The following is a 19,536-nucleotide window of genomic DNA, read 5'->3' on the forward strand; positions in this document are numbered from 1 at the left end:
ATTCCCATATGATGAACACTGAGAGTTCGATGTGGTTTGAGAGCCTCTTTGTTTGAATGAAATGGGTTTGGGAAATAGACATGATCGCATCAAGAATGCTTTTTTTACTTGCAGGGCTTTTATTCTGTAATTCTTCGATTTGGGCAAAACCGCTCAGTGAGCAGCAAGTTAGGGAAATTGTAGATCAACAATTTAAACCATTATTAGATCAATATAAGATTCCTGGATTAGCGGTCGGTGTCACATTCGATGGTAAGCATTATTTTATCAATTATGGCTTGGCATCAAAATCAAACCAACAACCCGTAAGTAACCATACTTTATTTGAACTTGGCTCAGTCAGTAAGACCTTTAATGCAACTTTGGCGGGCTATGCACAGGCGCAAGGGCAGTTATTATTGTCGGATCATCCCGCCAAGTATTTCCCAGAATTAAAAAATACCGCAGTGAATAAAGCTACGATTTTAAATTTAGGTATATATACTGCAGGTGGCTTTCCGCTGCAATTTCCAGATGAAGTTGTTAGTCAGCAGGACATGCTTCAATATTTTCAAAGATGGCAGCCAAAGACCAACGTTGGTACGGCACGACAATATTCAAATTCACCCACAAAAGCTAAAACAGTCTTTAAGAGCAGCGGTTGAAACAACGCATGTGGGATATTTTAAAGTTGGTGCGATGACCCAAGGGCTAGGCTGGGAGCAATATGCTTATCCTGTTAAGCTTGAAACACTTTTACAAGATAATTCCAGCAAAATGGCTTTAGAAAGTCATATCGTCACACCGATCAAACAACCAAAGCGTGCTCCAGCAGCAACATTGTTTAATAAAACTGGTTCAAGTAATGGCTTTGGTGCCTATGCTGCATTTATTCCGCAGCAGAAGATTGGAATTGTGATGCTCGCTAACACTAATTTTCCGAATGAAGCTCGAATTACTGCAAGCTACCATGTCATGCAGCAGTTACTTCAAAAGAATACTGCGCAATAGAATGTCGCGTGGTTGCAGATTCAAATTGTAGATTTGAACCAGACGCAATAGACTAGGATAAAACAGTATAAAGTCCGTGATGATGTCAGATACGCATATTCCTTTACCTGAACGCTTACGCCCTCGTGATTTGTCAGAAATCATCGGGCAAGATCATTTGCTCGGTGAGCATGCACCGTTACGCCAAATGATTGATCAGGGGCATTTGCCTTCGATTATCTTTTGGGGGCCGCCAGGGGTGGGTAAGACTACAATTGCTTTGTTATTGGCACAGGCAGTTGATCGCCCTTTTATTAGTTTATCTGCATTAAGTACGGGCGTAAAAGAGCTGCGCGAAGTGATTGCGGAAAGCGGTGATTTACTGACATCAGTAGTGTTTATTGACGAGATCCACCGCTTTAATAAGTCGCAGCAAGATGCCTTACTGAATGCAGTTGAAAAAGGCAAAATCACTTTGATTGGTGCAACCACAGAGAATCCATCTTTTGAAGTGAATAGTGCACTGCTTTCTCGTTGTCAGGTTTATACCTTAAATAGTTTGGATGCTGATGCGATTCAAACCCTGATCAATAAAGCCATTCAAAGTGATAAGTTTTTGAAAGAGCGTTTTATTCAGATTGAAGAATATGATGCGCTGATTCAATTTGCTGCGGGTGATGCACGTAAAGCGCTTAATTTGATTGATTTAATTGCCAGTACTTTTGAGCCTGATATTGAAAATATCGTGACCAATGCAATTGTGGTTAAAGTCGCACAGCAGAATATTGCACGTTATGACAAATCAGGTGAGCAGCATTATGATTTGGTTTCGGCCTTTATCAAGTCGATTCGTGGTAGCGATGCGGATGCGACCCTATATTGGATGGCACGCATGCTCAAAGGTGGTGAAGACCCTGTTTTTATTGCACGTCGAATGTTGATTGCAGCATCAGAAGATATTGGCAACTCGAATCCGAATGCCTTGTTGTTGGCAGGTGAGTGTTTTCGTTCAGTACAAGCGGTCGGTATGCCTGAAGCACGAATTATCTTAGGTCAATGTGCTGTATATCTCGCAACCAGCCCGAAAAGTAATAGTACCTATCTCGCCATTAACCGAGCTTTGGAGCTTGCCGAAAAAACTGCGAATTTACCTGTGCCGTTGCATCTACGTAATGCGCCAACCAAATTGATGAAGCAACAAGGTTATGGCGTGGATTATCTCTATCCGCATCATTACCCTGAGCATTTTGTTTTACAGGAATATTTGCCGCCTGAGTTGAGGGGTACGAAGCTGTATGAGCGTGCCTTAAACAAACGTGAAGTTGAAGCCGAACGTTTGCAGCAACGCCGTTGGCAGCAGGAACAACAGCAGCAATAAAGATCTGTTTAAATAGATGAGTTGTATTTTCACATTTCACCTAGTCAAGTTCCCAAAACTGTAAATGGGAATTTTGCTGCGGTTTTATATTCGATTTATTTCAACATGAACTCAAAAAAAGCCACATTCGTTGGATTGCTTGCGATCTTCCTTTGGAGCATGATCGTTGCTTTGATCAAGGATGTCAGTTCGCATTTTGGTGCAGTCGGTGGCGGCGCATTTGATTTTGATTGGTCATCTTCCACGTCCTTACTTTTTGCCGCTGCCGCTATGGGCTTTGGTTATGCTGCATGGAATGTCGGGATTTTGCATGGCAATGTCACGTTGTTGGCAGGTGCTTCGTATTTCATTCCTGTATTCTCAGCTTTTTGCTCTGCAATCTTACTCAGTACGCCACTGACGATTTCTTTTTGGTATGGTGCTTTTATGGTGTGTATTGGGTCGATCTTATGTTGGTATTCGACTCGAGTGAAATCATCAACTTAGTTTAAGTGTATAGCGGAATTATTATTTAAGTGCTTTATAGTCACTATATTTTTGTAAGAGGCTACTAGACACTTCATATAAAAGATCGCATTATCGCGGCATATCACGGATGATAAAGTTCCATCAATGTCCACCCAAAAAATTAATGCTGCGGAAAGTATTCGGGGTCTGGCCTGCCTTGCAGTGGTGTTGTCGCACCTGTCGCTGACATTCTTTCCACAACTGCATAATTTTGGAGAAAGTGCGGTTCCGCAATATAATTTTTTCGCCCTGTTGCATAACTCACCACTGGCATTTTTCTATTCAGGAACAGGCGCAGTTTTTGTGTTCTTTGTCCTGAGCGGCTATGTACTGAGCCTGTCCAACTTAAACAAGCCCAATGCCACTGAGCGATTAAAAAAGTCATTGCTGAAACGCTATCCACGTTTGGCTATTCCCGCGTTTATCTCTTGTATTATTGCCTACCTCGTGTGTTTCCTTCCTGTTGATGTTTCGCATGTTTCTGAATGGGGAGCCGCTTTGGCAAATCCTTATCCAAAATTAAGTATAGCTTTGTATGAGGGCAGTATCGGAGCGTTTTTATTTGGGGACTCAAGCTATAACTGGGTGTTGTGGACGATGCAGATTGAGCTGCTCGGTTCATTGGTAATTTATTTCGCCAGTTATTTTTATAGCAAACGACCGATGCTTGCAGGTCTGTTCTTGCTGTTGAGTATTGCGACAGCCTATACGATTTCACAAACAGTATTACTCGGTATCCTGAGTTTTATTTTAGGTATGGGTTTACTTCTATATGCATCAGAATTAGCAACAGGGCTATCTGTGTTGCTATTCACGCTGGGGCTATATTTCTGTGGTGCGCATAATGAAAGTCTGAGTTATCGGATTTTTGCTCAATTTTTAGGTGAGCAAACCTACGATTATCTGAATTTTATTGGCGGTTTTTGTATCGTGTATGCGGTATTAAAAGGCAAATGGTTAGCACAATTTTTTGATTCACCATTTTTAGTTTTCTTAGGCAAGATCTCATTTTCTATTTATTTAATTCATCTTGCTGTGATTTATGCTTTAACAATTCCTTGTTTTAATCTATTTCATATTCAATTGGGTTTTTCGTATTGGGTAGCGGGTCTGTGGGCGAGTTTGTTTACAGTGATGATAAGTATTGTTTTAGCTACTCCCTATAGTCGCTATGTGGATGATATTGCAATTAAAGTCTCTAGTAGCCTTACAAAGATATTTTAATTTCACAGTATTCATTTCGTCCTCAAACGATTCGTGACGATCAACTGGATCAACTGAAAGCCTTGGATATTATTCCATCTTTCTTCTCATTGCATACGTTCTATTGGGGAGGATTGGCATCGTCAACAAACCTTAGGTGAGGCGAGAGCAGCACGTATTTCACCGACTGCAAGTGCTTTGAAGAAACAGCTTATTTTTACAGAGCATCATGATGCACCAGTTGTGTCGCCGAATAGTTTGATGATGTTAGATGCAACTGTAAATCGAGTGACACGCAGTAATTATGTATTAGGTGCAGATGAGTGCGTGAGTCCCTATATGGCTTTAAAATCTATGACGGATTGGGCAGCTTATCAATATTTTGAAGATGAACATAAGGGCACGATAACTTAAGGGAATCTGATTTATCAGAAACTGGGAAATTAGATAAACCAATAAAAAACCAGCCTAATCAGGCTGGTTTTTATTAAGAACGGCAGCTTAAGGCTTAGATATTATCTAAGTTAATGCCTAAACGTGCAGCAACTTCTTCATAAGCCTCAACCACACCACCTAAACCTTGGCGGAAACGGTCTTTGTCTAATTTTTTCTTGGTGTCTTTATCCCATAAACGGCAACCGTCTGGAGAGAATTCATCACCCAATACGATACGATCGTGGAATACACCGAATTCAAGTTTGAAATCAACAAGAATCATATTACCTGCATCGAATAATGCTTTCAGTACATCATTCACTTGGTAAGTCAGTTCTTTCATTTTTTCAAGTTGAGGTGCTGTTGCCCAACCTAAAGCAATTGCTTGAGATTCATTGACCATTGGGTCGCCAAGCGCATCATCTTTGAAGAACAATTCAAATGTTGGTGGTGTTAACTCTTTACCTTCTTCAACACCTAAACGGCGGCATAATGAACCTGCTGCGTAGTTACGAATAACACATTCAACAGGGATCATTTGTAATTTCTTCACAAGCACTTCTGTTGGAGAAAGTAACTTTTCAAAATGAGTTTCGATACCCGCTTCAGCCAACTTTTCCATGATGAAGGCATTAAAACGGTTGTTCACCTTGCCTTTACGATCTAGTTGCTCGATTTTTTCGCCATTGAATGCTGATGCATCATCACGAAAGACTAAAATCAGGTGATCAGCATTATCTGTTTCATATACAGATTTTGCTTTACCAGTATAGAGCAAGGTTTGTTTTAACATGGGGGAACCTTTTGAAAAAGTATGCCTAGTAAACGACTAGGCTGGCCAATTTTGGTAAATCTGGGTTAACACTTCAGCTGCAACGGCAGGGTCTGCAAATGTTGTATCAAGTTTGAATAGCGCAACTGTATTGCTTGAGCCTACAGCCGATAATTTAAGTAGGTAATTTTGATCACCTACTTTAATCGTTGCTTCATAGCCATTTTCTGCTTGTGAAATAACTTTGTAGTTGAGGCTGCTCAAGGTTGCAAAAGTATATTGCCATGCACTTGCTGTCGGGCCATCAACTTTGAGTAATGGGTTTTTATTCCCATCAGTGACAAGCTGTGGACGACCCACTGTTGAAGCGGTTGCTGAAGTATTATCGGCTGAATTTTGCATCGCTTTTGGACGAGGCAATGCATAGCGGTTGCCACTTTCATTTTCAAGCTTTGGTGCATGCTCAATTGCAAGTGGATCAACCGTAGGCGCTGGATACAATGGCGTAAATGGTCTTGCCGTTATGCCCTCAGGAAATTTGAGTGGTTCAAGTGCTTGTGCTTTTTTATAATCTAAAGAATGATTATTGAGGGCAAAACGACCACAACCAGCCAAACTTAAAGCTGAAATGACTAGGACAACACCAAGACGTAATTGCATCATAAATTGCTCGTATTAAATAATTCCCGCAGCTTTTAAATCTGTGCGGAGCGGTTCACGATATTGTTGTGCTAGAGCGGTTAATGGTAGGCGAATACCTGTACCAATTGAGCCCATCTCATGCAATGCCCATTTCACAGGAATTGGGTTTGATTCGCAAAACAAAATATTGTGTAGATTTGCAATTTGTTGATTCAAGCTTTGTGCTTTTGCTTTATCTCCAGCTAACGCAGCTTCACAAATTTCGCTCATTTGCTTTGGTGCAACATTGGCTGTTACAGAGATATTACCTTTTGCACCCAGTAAAATCAGTTCCCAAGCAGTTTCATCATCACCTGAATAAACAGCGATTTTATTATTTAAACCTTCGATGAGGGCTTGACCACGTGGTACATCGCCTGTTGCATCTTTAATACCAATAATGTTTTTAACATCAGCAAGACGAATAACGGTTTCGTTTTGCATATCGACACCAGTACGACCTGGTACATTATAAAGAATTTGTGGAATATCAACGGCTTCAGCAATTGCTTTGTAGTGTTGATATAGGCCTTCTTGTGTTGGTTTATTATAATATGGCGTAACGAGTAAGGCCGCATCAGCACCTAATTCTTTTGCAGCTTTAGTCAATTCAATCGCTTCACGCGTTGAATTTGCACCTGTGCCTGCGATAATTGGAATACGTTTGTTGGCTACACGAATCACTTCTTTGATGACTTGTGTGTGTTCTTCCATGCTTAATGTAGACGCTTCGCCCGTCGTGCCGACCGCAACAATACTATGTGTACCTTGTTGAATATGCCACTCAACGAGCTTCTCAAGACTCTTCCAATCTACGCTGCCATCTTCAAACATAGGGGTGACGATTGCGACAATTGAGCCTTGAATATTCTGTGCTAGCTGAGTCATTTTAAAAAACTATCCTATTTTCCCATCCGAGATTGAATTAGTTGAAACGAAATATTGGATGGTTGCAGTATTTTGATTGGTCATCCAACAATTCGATCGGGTTGAATGACAATTACGCAAATTATGACTGATCGGAGGCATAAGAACAATATGCTTTAGTCAAACTGTGGAAAACTTTAATTCATCTTTATCTTGAATCGTTTTCATCTTTTGTAAAAGTGAAAACATGAGTAGCCAGAACATAATCAGCAGGGTATTGTAAAAATACAAGCTTAAAACTGGAGCATGCTATGCAGACACAAACTCATCATGTCGCATTAATTGTTGTTGATGTCCAAAATGGATTTACTCCTGGGGGGAATTTGGCCGTTGCAAAAGCAGATCAAATTATTCCGATTATTAATCAACTTGCAAAAAAGTTTGAGCATATCGTGCTGACACAGGACTGGCATCCTGAGCAACATATTTCTTTTGCAGATAATCACGACAATAAAGTACCGTTTGAAACTATTGAATTGCCATATGGTACCCAAGTGTTATGGCCGAAACATTGTGTTCAAGGCACTCACGATGCGGAATTTCATCCTGATTTGGATGTTCCAACTGCACAACTGATAATTCGTAAAGGCTTTCATCCAGATATTGATAGTTATTCTGCTTTTATGGAAGCAGATCGTAAAACTCCAACAGGTTTAAAGGGTTATTTAACAGAACATCAAATTGATACAGTATATATCGTAGGGATTGCCACAGACTTTTGCGTGGCGTGGACCGCCTTAGATGCTGCACAGATGGGCTTTAAAACTTATGTGATTGAAGATGCCTGTAAAGCGATTGATTTGGATGGTTCACTACAAAGCGCATGGCAAAGAATGTTAGAGCAAGGGATTGAGCGTATTCAATCGACTACAATTTTGTCATAAGCTTGAGCCGCTTGATCCAAAGGCGTTAAACTTATAAAACTGATAAATCAATATCAGTTAAACTCTAACTTCAGACAGAATTGAGCGTTTTATGTCAGCTGAACTTGATGATTTTGATCAGAAAATTATTCATTATTTACAAATGAATGGAAGATTAGCTAATCAAGAATTAGCAGAATTGGTGGGATTATCAACTTCTCAATGTTCACGTCGTCGTATTCAGCTTGAACAAAATAAAATTATTACGGGTTACTATGCGCAAATCGCATTAAGCGCAGATCCGACACCGATCATGGGTATTATTGAAGTGAAATTGCAAAACTACAATGATGCGACACACGATCGCTTTGTTGACTTTCTTTTAAATGAACCTGCGGTGAAAGATATTCATAAACTCACAGGAAGTTATGATTTTGCACTGAAGGTTGCAGTGAAAAATTTAGATGAAATGGTCAAATTGATTGGGATTTTGTCATCTAGTAACTTTGGCGTCAGTAATTTAAATACATCGATTGTGTTGGAAAAATTAAAAGAAAATGGGATCGCGATTAAGTAAAAAATCTTTCTCTTAGATGAATACCATTCAAACTGAAGCATTCGACGTTGTTGCATAAAGATTATTCAAAAAAGGATATTTTGAGTATAAATTGCATTTATGGTGAAAATATAAGAATAAATTGCGAAATTTTAATAAAAATGATCAAATATACCATGTCTTTCTTTGAAAGATCTTTCTCCCTGCTGTTGTTCTCCTATTGAGTTCTATCCTTATGAATACCGATCAGAATATATCTTTGGTCAGTCCAGTCATGCCCGTGATTGACCAACACTCTAAGATTGAAGATGGATTGGCCATGTTAATTGGTACATTCATTCTATCGTTTGCCATGAATTTATTGCAGCAAGCAGGGATTATGACAGGTGGTACAGCGGGCTTATCGTTGTTGATCCACTATATTACCGACCTGAAGTTTGGCATCTTATTTTTCCTGATCAATATTCCATTTTATTATTTTGCTTATAAAAAAATGGGCATGGCATTGGTCGTCAAGACATTTATTGCCGTTGGATTATTAGCTGGTTTTACTGAAATTATTCCTCATTTTTTTCATTTATCTAGTGTAAATCCAATTTATGCTGCGATTTTTGCGAATGTGTTGATGGGGGTAAGCTTTCTGATTTTATTTCGCCATCGTTCAAGCTTAGGAGGAATCAACCTCTTGGTTCTATATTTACAAGAACGCTTTAACATTCCAGCAGGTAAAGTGCAGATGGGAATTGATGTTACCATCTTATTAGTTTCGTTGTTTTTCGTAGATTGGAAATTGATTCTAATTTCAATTTTAGGGGCTGTTATTTTAAATTCAATTATTCTTTTGAATCATAAAAGCAGTCGGTATGTGGCTTAAATCTGATCATCAATGGCAATAAAAAAGGAGGGCTAACCCTCCTTTTTTTATTTTGTAATTATTCGACTGTTACGCTCTTGGCAAGGTTACGTGGTTGGTCAACGTCGGTACCACGTAATACAGCCACATGATACGAGAGCAATTGCACAGGAATACTGTACACAATTGGTGCTAACCATTCATTGACAGCTGGAACATGAACGACATGTTGGCGATCTTTACCATGAATACCACTGTTTTCATCAGCAAAAACAAATAGTTCTCCACCACGAGCTTGAACTTCTTCCATATTCGATTTTAACTTATCGAGCATTTCATCTTGTGGAGCCAAGATCACGACTGGCATCTCATTGTCTACTAAAGCCAATGGACCATGCTTTAATTCGCCAGCCGCATATCCTTCAGCATGAATGTATGAAATTTCTTTCAGTTTCAATGCGCCTTCTAGAGCGATAGGGAAGTGTGTGCCACGTCCTAAGAACAAGCAGTGGTTTTTCTCAACGAAGAGTGCTGATAGACGCAGAATTTCAGTATTGCCTTGTAAAGTATCTAAAATTACTTTCGGGCAATGCCATAGCGCTTCTGTAATTTCCTTCAATTGAGCATCTGCAAGACGTTGTTTAACTTGACCAATTTTTAAGATCAACAACATCAATGCTGCAAGTTGAGTGGTAAAGGCTTTGGTTGATGCAACGCCGATTTCAGGACCTGCAAGCGTGAGTAAATGATGATCTGTTTCGCGAACCATTGATGAAGTGGCAACGTTACAAATGGTCATGGTACTAATGTCGATGTTCTGAGCTTGAGCGCGTTTTTGTGTTTCGCGTAATGCAGCCAACGTATCCGCAGTTTCTCCAGACTGAGAAATACAGATATACAGTGTATGAGCAACAATGACAGGCGTGCGATAACGGAATTCACTGGCAATCTCAACTTGGCAAGGTACACCAATCAATTGCTCGAACCAGTATTTTGCAATCATACCTGCATGGTAGCTAGTACCGCAGGCGATGATTTGTACTTGCTGAATTTTGTCAAAATCCGCATTGGCATGTTGAAGAAAATCTTCACGCAAATTATTGCCATTCAATGCTTGTGAAATCGTTTGTTGAATCGCTTCTGGTTGCTCATAAATTTCTTTGAGCATGAAATGCTTATATTCGCCTTTTGATGCATTGCTGACGGTTGCATCCAATTCTTTGATTGGACGTTCAACACGCGTTCCATTGACAAAAACTTCAATACTCGTACGTGTTAAGCGCGCAATATCACCTTCTTCGAGATAGACGAAGCGATTAGTAACAGGTAATAAAGCCAATTGGTCTGAACTAATAAAGTTCTCGCCAATACCTACACCAATCACCAATGGAGAACCTTCACGCACAGTGATCAATTCATCAGGGTGTGCGGTATGCACAATACCTAGCGCAAAAGCGCCTTTTAGGCGAGGAATAACTTTTTGTACAGCTTCAAGTAAGCTATCAGTTTGCTTTAAAGCATCGTTGACAAGATGAGCAACAACTTCAGTATCTGTTTGTGAGGTAAAGATATAACCTAGCGCTTGTAATTCATCTTTAAGCTCTTGGTAGTTTTCAATAATACCGTTATGTACAACAGCGACATCACCTGAAACATGTGGATGAGCATTATTTTCAGTCGGTTTACCATGGGTTGCCCAACGGGTATGGGCAATACCTACATTACCAGTCAAATGCTGTTCAGATACTGCTTCAGCTAAATTTGCAACTTTACCTACACGACGTTCGCGTAAGATTTGTTGATTATTCAATAACGCTAAACCCGCAGAGTCATAACCGCGATATTCAAGACGTTTTAATCCTTCAATCAGAATATCAGTTACACATCGTTCAGCAACGCCACCAACAATACCACACATAATTTTATCCTCTTATTTTTTCAGCTTTTGGGGGCGCTGATAATTTGCTTTTTCAAACTGTTTTGATCGTTCGACAGCTAAACTATGCTCTGCCACATCTCGAGTTAAAGTTGAGCCTGCACCTGTGGTTGCACCTTGAGCAATTTTAATTGGTGCAACCAATGAGTTATTGGTACCAATAAATACATTGTCTTCAATAACAGTACGATGTTTATTTGCGCCATCATAATTACAAGTGATGGTCCCTGCACCAATATTACAATCAGCACCAATATCTGCATCACCTAGATAAGTTAAGTGATTGGCTTTAGAACCTAATCCAATATTTGAATTTTTGACTTCGACGAAGTTGCCAATATGCACATCATTCGCAAGATTTGCTCCTGGGCGAAGACGGGCGAAAGGACCGATTTGGGTGTTTTCTCCAACGATCGCATTTTCAAAAATGCTATAGGCTTGAACTTTAGTGCCTGCCGCAATACGAGTATTTTTTAAAATACAGCCTGCGCCAAGTTGAACGTTGTCACCTAATTCGCAATCACCTTCAATAATGACATTGACATCAATTTGTACATCTTGACCACATTTCACAGTTCCACGTAGGTCAAAACGATTTGGATCAATTAAATGTACGCCTTGTTGCATCAATTCTTTTGCTTGTTGTTGCTGAAATTGACGTTCCAAAGTTGCAAGTTGTAGGCGGTCATTCACACCTTCAACTTCAAATTCAAGCTCAGGTTGAATTGAAGCAATTTCTAAGCCATCCGCAACGGCCATTGCCACGATATCCGTGAGGTAATATTCACCTTGAACATTGTTGTTCGAAAGCTTTGGCAACCATTGATGTAATTTGGCATTACTTACACAATAAATGCCAGTATTAATTTCTTGTATTAGACGCTGTTCGTCAGTGGCATCTTTATGCTCAACAATCGCTTGAATCTTATCTGCTTGACGAACGATACGACCGTAGCCTGTTGGATTTTCAACATTTAGGGTGATCATACCAATACCAGATTGGCTAGAAGCTTCAAGCAACTGCTCAAGCGTGCTTTGACGAACCAGAGGCACATCCCCATATAAAATCAAAGAAATACCATCTTGAGGTAATACAGGGAGAGTCATTTGAACAGCATGACCTGTTCCTAACTGTTCTGCTTGTTCAACCCACTCTATTTGTTCAGCAGCAAAGCTTTGCTTAACGAGTTCACCACCATGACCATAAATCGTAATAATATTTTGGGCATGTAATTTTTTCGCCGTTTGAATGACGTGACCGAGGAGGGGGCGGCCTGCAAGTGGTTGTAATACTTTTGGTAGTTGTGAACGCATTCGCGTTCCTTTCCCCGCTGCAAGAATAATAACAGTTGTTGACATAACTAACTCTAATTCAATGGCTTAAGTCAAAAAATAAAAAAGAATCATAAAAATACAAAGCGCAGCCCAAAGACCTGCAATGATGTCATCAAGCATAATCCCTAGACCACCAGTAACTTTTTGGTCTGCCCAACTAATCGGAAATGGTTTCCAGATGTCAAATATACGGAAAAAAATAAAACCGACAATGACCCATAACCAATTTAATTGCTGTAGATAGAGCAAGGGTAGGAGCGTAATAGATTGTCCTGCAAATTCATCCCACACAATTCGACCATCATCGTGTACATGAATGACTTTGGCTGTTTGCCCACAGATGTATATGCCCACCAAAGACATCATAAGAATTGCTAAAACACTCAAATTAAAACCGAGATATAACCATAATGGTGTAAATAACAATGCAAATGCAGAACCAAATGTTCCTGGTGCTTTAGGACTGAGACCAGAACCAAATCCAACCCCGCAGAAAACGATGCAGCGATCGAACCAAGTCATCTGTTTGAAGTGAATGGGAGGCTTATGCAAAATGTTGGTATCCATGAATTTGTAGTGGGTAATTTTCACCCATATACTCAAATAACAATCCAGTTTGTTGGGTAATTTTACCAATTATTGTAAGCGGAACATCTAATTGTTGTCGCGACAGTTTTTCAAAATTTTGCGGTGATATTGTAAAGCACAGCTCATAGTCATCCCCACCTGCAAGCGCATAATGCCAAGCTTGTCTCAAATCTAATTCTTTTAGTGACTGATCTATCGGAAGTTGCTCAAGCTGTAATGTTGCACCTACTTTTGAGGCGTTCAGAATATGTCCTAAATCTTGTGCGAGTCCATCTGAGACATCAATCATACTTGAGGCTAAACCTTTTAGCTGTTGCCCCAAATTACAACGAGGTGTTGGATAATCTAAGCGTTGTTGTAGAGGATGTCCTAAGTGTTTTAATCCAAACGCGGCATCACCAATCTGTCCACTAATACAGACATAGTCGCCGACTTGTGCACCAGCACGCGTGATGGCTTGACCTTGTTCAATCCAGCCCAGTGCCGTGACCGTGATGGTCAGTTGGGTACTTTGAGTAGTATCGCCACCGATTAGGCTAACACCAAATTGATCGCAACAATCAAAAAGACCCTGACTAAATCCAGCCAACCAGTCATGATCAACGGTAGGGAGGCTGAGTGCGAGTAAAATACTATGGGGTTTTGCACCCATTGCGGCGAGATCAGATAAATTGACCGCGACACTTTTCCAGCCAATGGCATGGGCAGAGGTATCTAAGGGAAAATGTCGACCAGCAACCAATGTATCTGCACAGATCACGAGTTGTTGTGAGGGAGGAGGGGTAACAATGGCTGAGTCATCACCGATACCTAAACTGACATCAGATTTTGATGTACGTTTAAAGTACCGCTCAATAATTGAAAACTCAGCCATGCAACATCAAGCCTATTATTTTGCTTGTTGTTTTTCAGCTTCACGAAGCTTTGATGAAAGACGGTCTAATACACCATTGATGTATTTATGGCTGTCTGCACCACCAAAGTGTTTTGCTAGCTCAATTGCTTCATCAAGTACAACGCGGTATGGAACTTCGAGATGATCTCGTAATTCATAAGCACCAAGTCGTAAGGTTGCAAGTTCTACACCATCTAGTGCAGTTAACTCACGATCAAGTACAGGGATGAGTAACTCATCTAAAGCTTCATGTTGAGCAACCACTTGAGTGAGCAATTCATGGTAATAGTTAAGGTCAACTTTGTGCATTGCATTTTCAACACGGGTACGTGCTTCAATTTCATGGACAGGGTTATGACTCATTTGCCATTCATAAATCCCTTGTACAGCAAAACGACGTGCTTTGCGTTTCGCTGCATAAGCGGCCTGAAGTGTTTGCGACATGCTTTAAATTGCCTTTAATAAGTTAACCATTTCGATTGCAGTCAATGCAGCTTCGCTACCTTTGTTTCCTGCTTTCGTACCTGAACGTTCGATTGCCTGTTCAATGCTGTCTGTCGTTAAGACACCATTGATCACAGGCATTGTGCTTTCAAGTGCAACTACACCTAAACCTTTCGCACATTCACCTGCAACAAAATCAAAATGTGGTGTACTACCACGGATCACTGCACCGAGTGCAATGATGGCATCAAATTTGTTTGAAGCCGCTAATTTTTTTGCAACGATAGGAAGTTCCCACGCACCTGGTGCGTGAATAACAGTAATCGCATCTTCTGAAACGCCATGACGTTTTAAAGTGTCGATCGCGCCTTCAAGTAAATGTTCAACTACGAAGCTGTTGAAACGTCCTACTAAGATCGCATAACGACCTTCGCTTGCGAGATGTAATAAACCTTCAATTCGGCGAATTGCCATAGCAACCTCGATTATTTTGCTGTGATTTGATCGGCAGTGATATATTCCACTACCTCTAAATGAAATCCTGATAAAGCATTGAAACGAAGTGGAGAACTCAACAACTTCATTTTCTCAACACCAAGATCACGTAAAATTTGTGCACCGACACCAATTGTTTGATATTGCTGGGAAAGGGCAGCATTGGATTTCAATGGCTTTGGCTGATTCAGGTGATGAATGGCATGACCTAAATCTTCCAAGTGATCTTGTCCAATCCAAACCAATACACCACGGTCACTTGCAGCAATCGTTTTCATTGCAAGATCAAGATTCCACGCTGCCGAACCATCGGCCTTATTTAATTTTAATAAGTCGCGAACAGGATTAAAACCATGTACACGAACAGTGGTGATGCCTTGTTTTGGTTCGCCTTTTACCAAAGCTAAATGGATATCTGGATTACCAATTTCACGATATTTATACAGTTCAAATGTACCGTATTCAGTATCAATGGTTTCTTGAGACAAACGTTCAACAGTTTGTTCATTGGTCATGCGGTAATGGATCAGATCCGCAATTGTACCGATTTTTAAACCATGTTTTTCTGCAAAAACTTCTAAGTCTGGACGGCGTGCCATGGTACCGTCTTCATTAATAATTTCACAGATAACAGAGGCAGGCTCTAGACCTGCTAAACGGGTGAGGTCGCACCCTGCTTCCGTATGACCTGCACGGTGCAATACACCGCCTGGTTGAGCCATCAATGGGAAAATATGACCAGGTTGAACGATATCGCTTGGTTTAGCATGTGCTGCAACTGCGGTGCGAATTGTATGCGCGCGTTCAGCAGCGGAGATACCCGTACTGATTCCTTCGGCTGCTTCAATTGACAGCGTGAAGTTAGTGGCATGTTGTGCACCGTTTTGATCTACCATTAGCGGTAAATTAAGCTGTTTACAGCGATCACGACTCAAAGTTAGGCAAACTAGGCCGCGCGCATGCGTAATCATGAAGTTAATATCTTCAGGGCGAACATGCGTTGCAGCGATGACCAAGTCACCTTCATTTTCACGATCTTCATCATCCATCAGGATGACCATTTTGCCTGCACGAATATCTGCGACAAGCTCTTCAACACGACTCAGCGGCATTCGCTTTCACCTTTTATGCTGCCTTTTAGGGCACTAGTATTCGATAAATCTGGTGTAGTTTACCGTATTTTAATAAATTTCGCCTGTGCTTCTTTATCAATTAAAAAAGTGAATCAAGCAAATAATAAAGCAACGCTTTATCCTAATGAGCATTTATAGCCCTGTAAGGGAGCGTTGCATTTTGAATTTGAACCGATACATTCGATCGAGCTAAGATTCAGTCGAAGCTTTTACTTTTTTACCCATCAAAATTTCAGTGCGCAGGTTTTGTGCCACGGTGGCACATTGCTCATTCATGCCATTAATCATAAAGGCATGACGAGTCATAATACTACTCGGATTGGGCATCACAACTAATTCATAACTGTTTTGAACCGTTTTGAGTTGCTCATGATTGAGGTGTAAAGCTGCTTCCTTGGCTTGTAAGTGTTGAGTTAAGCGCTTGGCTGCCTCAATCGCATCTAATTGCATCGCGTCTACAGCACTAGCAACAGCACCGCGTGTTTGTAGTGCAAAACGTTTATCTTCACGATAACGCTTATATAAAACATCTGCCAATAACTGGAAAACAGCACCAATCATCATCAGACATTCTAATGCATGGGGATGTTCTGATGTCGTCGACAAGGTTGCGCCTTCAGCATTAAATTCTTGAACGACGTTCATTTGTGCAGCGTCGAGTTGGTAATGCTTCGCACAGAGATCAATGCTTTTATCCAAGAATAATTGACAGAGTTTAAAATAAGGCACAGAAACGGATTGGTTGACACTGCTCAACAGTTGTTTTGGATCATAAAACTGGATATTCAGTGCGACGGTTTGATGATCTAAATTGACTTGTTGATCTGTTGTTGAAGCTTTTTCAATACGTGATTTTGGTTGAGCTTTTGCCTGTTGCTGTGCTTGTGCAACTAACGTGACTGTATTTTGCTTCTCAAGTGCGAGAGCCTGAGTTAAACGTTGAATTTCATGTTTAAGATGATTTTCTTGGTTAATACGAGCTAAATATTCACTACGGGTTGGACGTGCAATGGCACGATACGCCAACCAGATCAACCCATGAATAAATAAAGATGCCAAAATCGCCAGCCACTGCGTGCGTAAGATTTCACCAATACTTGGTTGGATAAGCGTAATTTCAACCGTTCCAACTTTCTTTTCATTTTGTAGTGCATCTCGAACAAAGACTTCACCTTGACGCGTCTTTGCCATACCACTGGTTGCAAGGACTTGTTTATTGGCATCGAGGATACGAATGGATGCGACACTTGGGTTGGTTGCATAACGGTTGGCCACCAGTGCCAATGAGACCGTGTTGGCAGGTTCCAGTTCTGAAAGGCTATCTGCCACAAGCTGACTGGTCATCAGTTGTCCCTGACTGGTGCGGTTTTCATTGAGTTGATGTGTCGTTGCAATCACCAGTAAAAAGGTATGCAGTGCAAAACTTACGATCAGCAGGCTAGCAAATAGCCCTTGGCGTGGCGCATTCAAGTTAAACTTCCAAGATAAATAAGAGTCAAATAGATTCAGGTCAGGTTATGTTATGATTCTTACATACAATAGTTGTCGCTCAAACACGAGTCAATTCATGCGTGAAATCATTCTTATATCCTTTTTAGGACCAGATCAACCGAATCAGTTTACTCGATTAATGCAGGTACTTTCCGTGCATTCTTTGCAAATACTCGATGTGGGTCAGGCTGTTATCCATAATCAACTCACTTTAGGAATTGTTGTTGCTTCGGATAATGAGACTGCAACAGCATTAGCAATGAAAGAGATTTTGATTTTAGCACATGATATTGGCTTAACTGTGCGATTTAAACCAATCTCCAACGCAGAATATGAACAATGGGTGAGTGAAGGTGGGCGTACACGTTATATCGTGACGGCACTTGCACCAGAGCTTACCGCTGCGCATTTGCAGGCAGTCACTAAAATTGTATCGAGTCAGGGCTTTAATATTGAAACAGTAACACGCTTATCTGGTCGTTTAGATCTCGATGCAGAAAGCCAATTTCCACGCCGTGCCTGTGTCCAGTTTGGTTTAAGTGGACAAATGTTGGATGCACAAGCAATGCGAGCTGCATGTTTGAGTTTATCAGGTGAGCTGAATATTGATGTTGCGGTACAGGAAGACAATGCCTATCGCCGTAACCGCCGTCTGGTTTGCTTCGATATGGATTCAACCCTGATTGAGCAGGAAGTGATTGATGAGTTGGCGCTAGAAGCAGGTGTCGGTGAACAGGTCGCTGAAATTACTGAGCGAGCCATGCAGGGGGAGCTGGATTTTCAGCAAAGTTTCCGCGCCCGTGTTGCCTTGTTAAAAGGTCTGGATGCTTCGGTTCTACCAAAAATTGCAGAACGTTTAACTGTGACCGAAGGCGCAGAGCGTCTGATTTCAACCCTGAAAGCCTTGGGATATAAAACGGCAATCCTGTCAGGTGGATTCCAGTATTTTGCTGAATACCTACAGGCCAAGCTCGGAATTGATGAAGTGCATGCCAATATTCTGGATGTACGGGATGGCCTAGTAACAGGTGAGGTCAAGGGCGCAATTGTTGATGGCGCACGTAAGGCTGAATTATTGCGTCAATTGGCAGACAAAATGGGAATCTCATTAGAGCAGGCGATGGCTGTTGGTGATGGTGCTAATGATCTACCAATGCTATCAATCGCAGGTTTAGGCGTGGCGTTCCGCGCTAAACCACTGGTGCGTCAAAATGCCAATCAGGCAATTTCAAGTGTCGGTCTGGATGGTGTCCTGTACTTGCTGGGAATGCATGACAAGGACCTGAACCGTGCTTAAAGACGGATTGTTCTAAAAATGCCCAAATTGTTTAAGCTTTATCCAATGCCGTTTTTCAAGCGGCATTTTTTATTTTAAATACGTCACAATTCCGTCATATTTATGTCTAAATGTATAGAAAAACAACGATAAAAAAATTCTGAAAAAAGTTTCTGAATAATTAAAAAGATCGATATTTTTTTGTAATGACACGCCGTAATTGATGCTATATAGCACTTTGAGACTTTTGTAATTTTAAAAAATGTAATGACAAAAGCATATTGCGACACCTTGTGTCGTATGGTTAATTTCAAGCTCTTTTTTTCTATAAAAAACCCTCCATAATGCATAAAGACGTTAATGCAACACCGAATATTGTTTAGAGATTACAGAACAAATATGAGGTTTGGACACGATCCAAACCACCTTTTAAAGACGGAGGTTTCTATGGAAGCAGCGAATTTCACCATGTGGGTTGGATTTGGCTTAATCGCTGTCGCAGTTATTGCTGTTTTCTTTTCTCCTTATCGTCGTTGGTTAGGCTTTATGCTAGCGGGTATGTTGAGTTGGGGATTATTAGAAGCGGTGCGCTTTGGTATGCAAACCATGTTCGAAATGTCGGTCGCCTATAGTTATTTGACAGCCTTAAGCCTTGCGATGGTAACGGTTACATTCATACTTTTACGTGAAGACAAACAAACACAAAAGCAATTGGCGAAACGTCAGTATATTGAACATACGCCAGTCTATAAGGATGACCAACAACAATGTTCTAGCCGATAATTTATAATAATTTTAA

18 protein-coding genes and 3 pseudogenes are annotated in these 19,536 nt (G+C 40.7%); 10 read left to right on the forward strand and 11 right to left on the reverse strand.

The genetic code is table 11. The annotated features are described in order from the left end of the window. Window positions 1-56: 56 nt before the first annotated feature. The 5 genes and pseudogenes from HYG88_RS01470 to HYG88_RS01490 form a co-directional block, all read left to right on the forward strand. Window positions 57-990, forward strand: a pseudogene (locus HYG88_RS01470) (serine hydrolase). An 82-nt stretch (window positions 991-1,072) separates the two neighbouring features. After that, window positions 1,073-2,347: a replication-associated recombination protein A gene (locus HYG88_RS01475; RefSeq protein ID WP_162620846.1), complete on the forward strand. Its 1,275-nt coding sequence runs from the start codon at window positions 1,073-1,075 to the stop codon at window positions 2,345-2,347. A gap of 81 nt (window positions 2,348-2,428) precedes the next feature. Next, window positions 2,429-2,833: pseudogene (locus HYG88_RS01480) on the forward strand (EamA family transporter); the annotation flags it as partial. 126 nt (window positions 2,834-2,959) lie between these two features. Further along, window positions 2,960-4,078, forward strand: coding sequence for an acyltransferase (locus tag HYG88_RS01485; RefSeq protein WP_005157052.1), 1,119 nt, complete (start codon window positions 2,960-2,962; stop codon window positions 4,076-4,078). Window positions 4,079-4,101: 23 nt separating this feature from the next. Beyond that, window positions 4,102-4,468 (forward strand): annotated as a pseudogene (locus HYG88_RS01490) (amidohydrolase family protein); the annotation flags it as partial. A gap of 97 nt (window positions 4,469-4,565) precedes the next feature. Here the strand turns inward: HYG88_RS01490 and purC are convergent. Genes purC through dapA form a run of 3 tightly spaced genes read right to left on the reverse strand, consistent with a single transcriptional unit; the run spans window position 4,566 to window position 6,833 of the window. Next, on the reverse strand, window positions 4,566-5,285 hold the full coding sequence (gene purC, locus HYG88_RS01495; protein WP_004659747.1) for a phosphoribosylaminoimidazolesuccinocarboxamide synthase: 720 nt from the start codon (window positions 5,283-5,285) through the stop codon (window positions 4,566-4,568). A 36-nt stretch (window positions 5,286-5,321) separates the two neighbouring features. Beyond that, complete coding sequence (locus tag HYG88_RS01500; RefSeq protein ID WP_034602567.1) at window positions 5,322-5,924, reverse strand: hypothetical protein; 603 nt, start codon at window positions 5,922-5,924, stop codon at window positions 5,322-5,324. Between the two features lie 15 nt (window positions 5,925-5,939). Continuing rightward, a complete protein-coding gene (gene dapA, locus HYG88_RS01505) occupies window positions 5,940-6,833 on the reverse strand; it encodes a 4-hydroxy-tetrahydrodipicolinate synthase (RefSeq protein WP_005157049.1) in 894 nt (297 codons plus the stop codon). Between the two features lie 290 nt (window positions 6,834-7,123). On the opposite strand from dapA, the gene pncA reads away from it, so the two are divergent. From pncA to HYG88_RS01520, 3 genes are all read left to right on the forward strand, one after another. Continuing rightward, on the forward strand, window positions 7,124-7,756 hold the full coding sequence (gene pncA / locus HYG88_RS01510) for a bifunctional nicotinamidase/pyrazinamidase (protein WP_005157046.1): 633 nt from the start codon (window positions 7,124-7,126) through the stop codon (window positions 7,754-7,756). A gap of 91 nt (window positions 7,757-7,847) precedes the next feature. After that, window positions 7,848-8,312 carry an Lrp/AsnC family transcriptional regulator gene (locus HYG88_RS01515; protein WP_005157045.1) on the forward strand — a complete coding sequence of 155 codons (465 nt, stop codon included), beginning with the start codon at window positions 7,848-7,850 and terminating at the stop codon, window positions 8,310-8,312. Between the two features lie 214 nt (window positions 8,313-8,526). Then, entirely contained in the window at window positions 8,527-9,165 is a 639-nt protein-coding gene (locus tag HYG88_RS01520; RefSeq protein WP_005157043.1) for a YitT family protein, read from the forward strand. A gap of 58 nt (window positions 9,166-9,223) precedes the next feature. Here HYG88_RS01520 and glmS read toward each other — a convergent pair whose 3' ends face one another. The 8 genes from glmS to HYG88_RS01560 all read right to left on the reverse strand — a co-directional run bounded on the left by glmS (window position 9,224) and on the right by HYG88_RS01560 (window position 17,440). Next, complete coding sequence (gene glmS, locus HYG88_RS01525) at window positions 9,224-11,062, reverse strand: glutamine--fructose-6-phosphate transaminase (isomerizing) (protein ID WP_178882445.1); 1,839 nt, start codon at window positions 11,060-11,062, stop codon at window positions 9,224-9,226. A 12-nt stretch (window positions 11,063-11,074) separates the two neighbouring features. After that, window positions 11,075-12,439 carry a bifunctional UDP-N-acetylglucosamine diphosphorylase/glucosamine-1-phosphate N-acetyltransferase GlmU gene (gene glmU / locus HYG88_RS01530; protein ID WP_178882446.1) on the reverse strand — a complete coding sequence of 455 codons (1,365 nt, stop codon included), beginning with the start codon at window positions 12,437-12,439 and terminating at the stop codon, window positions 11,075-11,077. A 21-nt stretch (window positions 12,440-12,460) separates the two neighbouring features. Then, window positions 12,461-12,982 carry a phosphatidylglycerophosphatase A gene (locus HYG88_RS01535; RefSeq protein WP_178882447.1) on the reverse strand — a complete coding sequence of 174 codons (522 nt, stop codon included), beginning with the start codon at window positions 12,980-12,982 and terminating at the stop codon, window positions 12,461-12,463. Beyond that, a complete protein-coding gene (thiL, locus tag HYG88_RS01540) occupies window positions 12,960-13,877 on the reverse strand; it encodes a thiamine-phosphate kinase (RefSeq protein ID WP_005157036.1) in 918 nt (305 codons plus the stop codon). Before thiL ends, HYG88_RS01535 begins: the two co-directional genes overlap by 23 nt. A 15-nt stretch (window positions 13,878-13,892) precedes the next feature. Beyond that, the gene (gene nusB / locus HYG88_RS01545; protein WP_004659763.1) at window positions 13,893-14,342 is read right to left on the reverse strand and encodes a transcription antitermination factor NusB; all 450 of its coding nucleotides are present in this window, start codon (window positions 14,340-14,342) and stop codon (window positions 13,893-13,895) included. A 3-nt stretch (window positions 14,343-14,345) separates the two neighbouring features. After that, entirely contained in the window at window positions 14,346-14,816 is a 471-nt protein-coding gene (gene ribE / locus HYG88_RS01550; RefSeq protein WP_004659764.1) for a 6,7-dimethyl-8-ribityllumazine synthase, read from the reverse strand. Window positions 14,817-14,827: 11 nt separating this feature from the next. Further along, complete coding sequence (ribBA, locus tag HYG88_RS01555) at window positions 14,828-15,949, reverse strand: bifunctional 3,4-dihydroxy-2-butanone-4-phosphate synthase/GTP cyclohydrolase II (protein ID WP_005157033.1); 1,122 nt, start codon at window positions 15,947-15,949, stop codon at window positions 14,828-14,830. A gap of 210 nt (window positions 15,950-16,159) precedes the next feature. Next, entirely contained in the window at window positions 16,160-17,440 is a 1,281-nt protein-coding gene (locus tag HYG88_RS01560) for a hypothetical protein (RefSeq protein ID WP_005157031.1), read from the reverse strand. 97 nt (window positions 17,441-17,537) lie between these two features. On the opposite strand from HYG88_RS01560, the gene serB reads away from it, so the two are divergent. Beyond that, window positions 17,538-18,758, forward strand: coding sequence for a phosphoserine phosphatase SerB (serB, locus tag HYG88_RS01565; RefSeq protein ID WP_178882448.1), 1,221 nt, complete (start codon window positions 17,538-17,540; stop codon window positions 18,756-18,758). Window positions 18,759-19,184: 426 nt separating this feature from the next. Next, window positions 19,185-19,520 carry a ciprofloxacin tolerance protein AciT gene (gene aciT / locus HYG88_RS01570; protein ID WP_005157022.1) on the forward strand — a complete coding sequence of 112 codons (336 nt, stop codon included), beginning with the start codon at window positions 19,185-19,187 and terminating at the stop codon, window positions 19,518-19,520. The last annotated feature ends 16 nt before the right edge of the window (window positions 19,521-19,536 follow it).

The organism is Acinetobacter sp. SwsAc4 (assembly GCF_013391535.1).
Taxonomy (GTDB): Bacteria; Pseudomonadota; Gammaproteobacteria; order Pseudomonadales; family Moraxellaceae; genus Acinetobacter.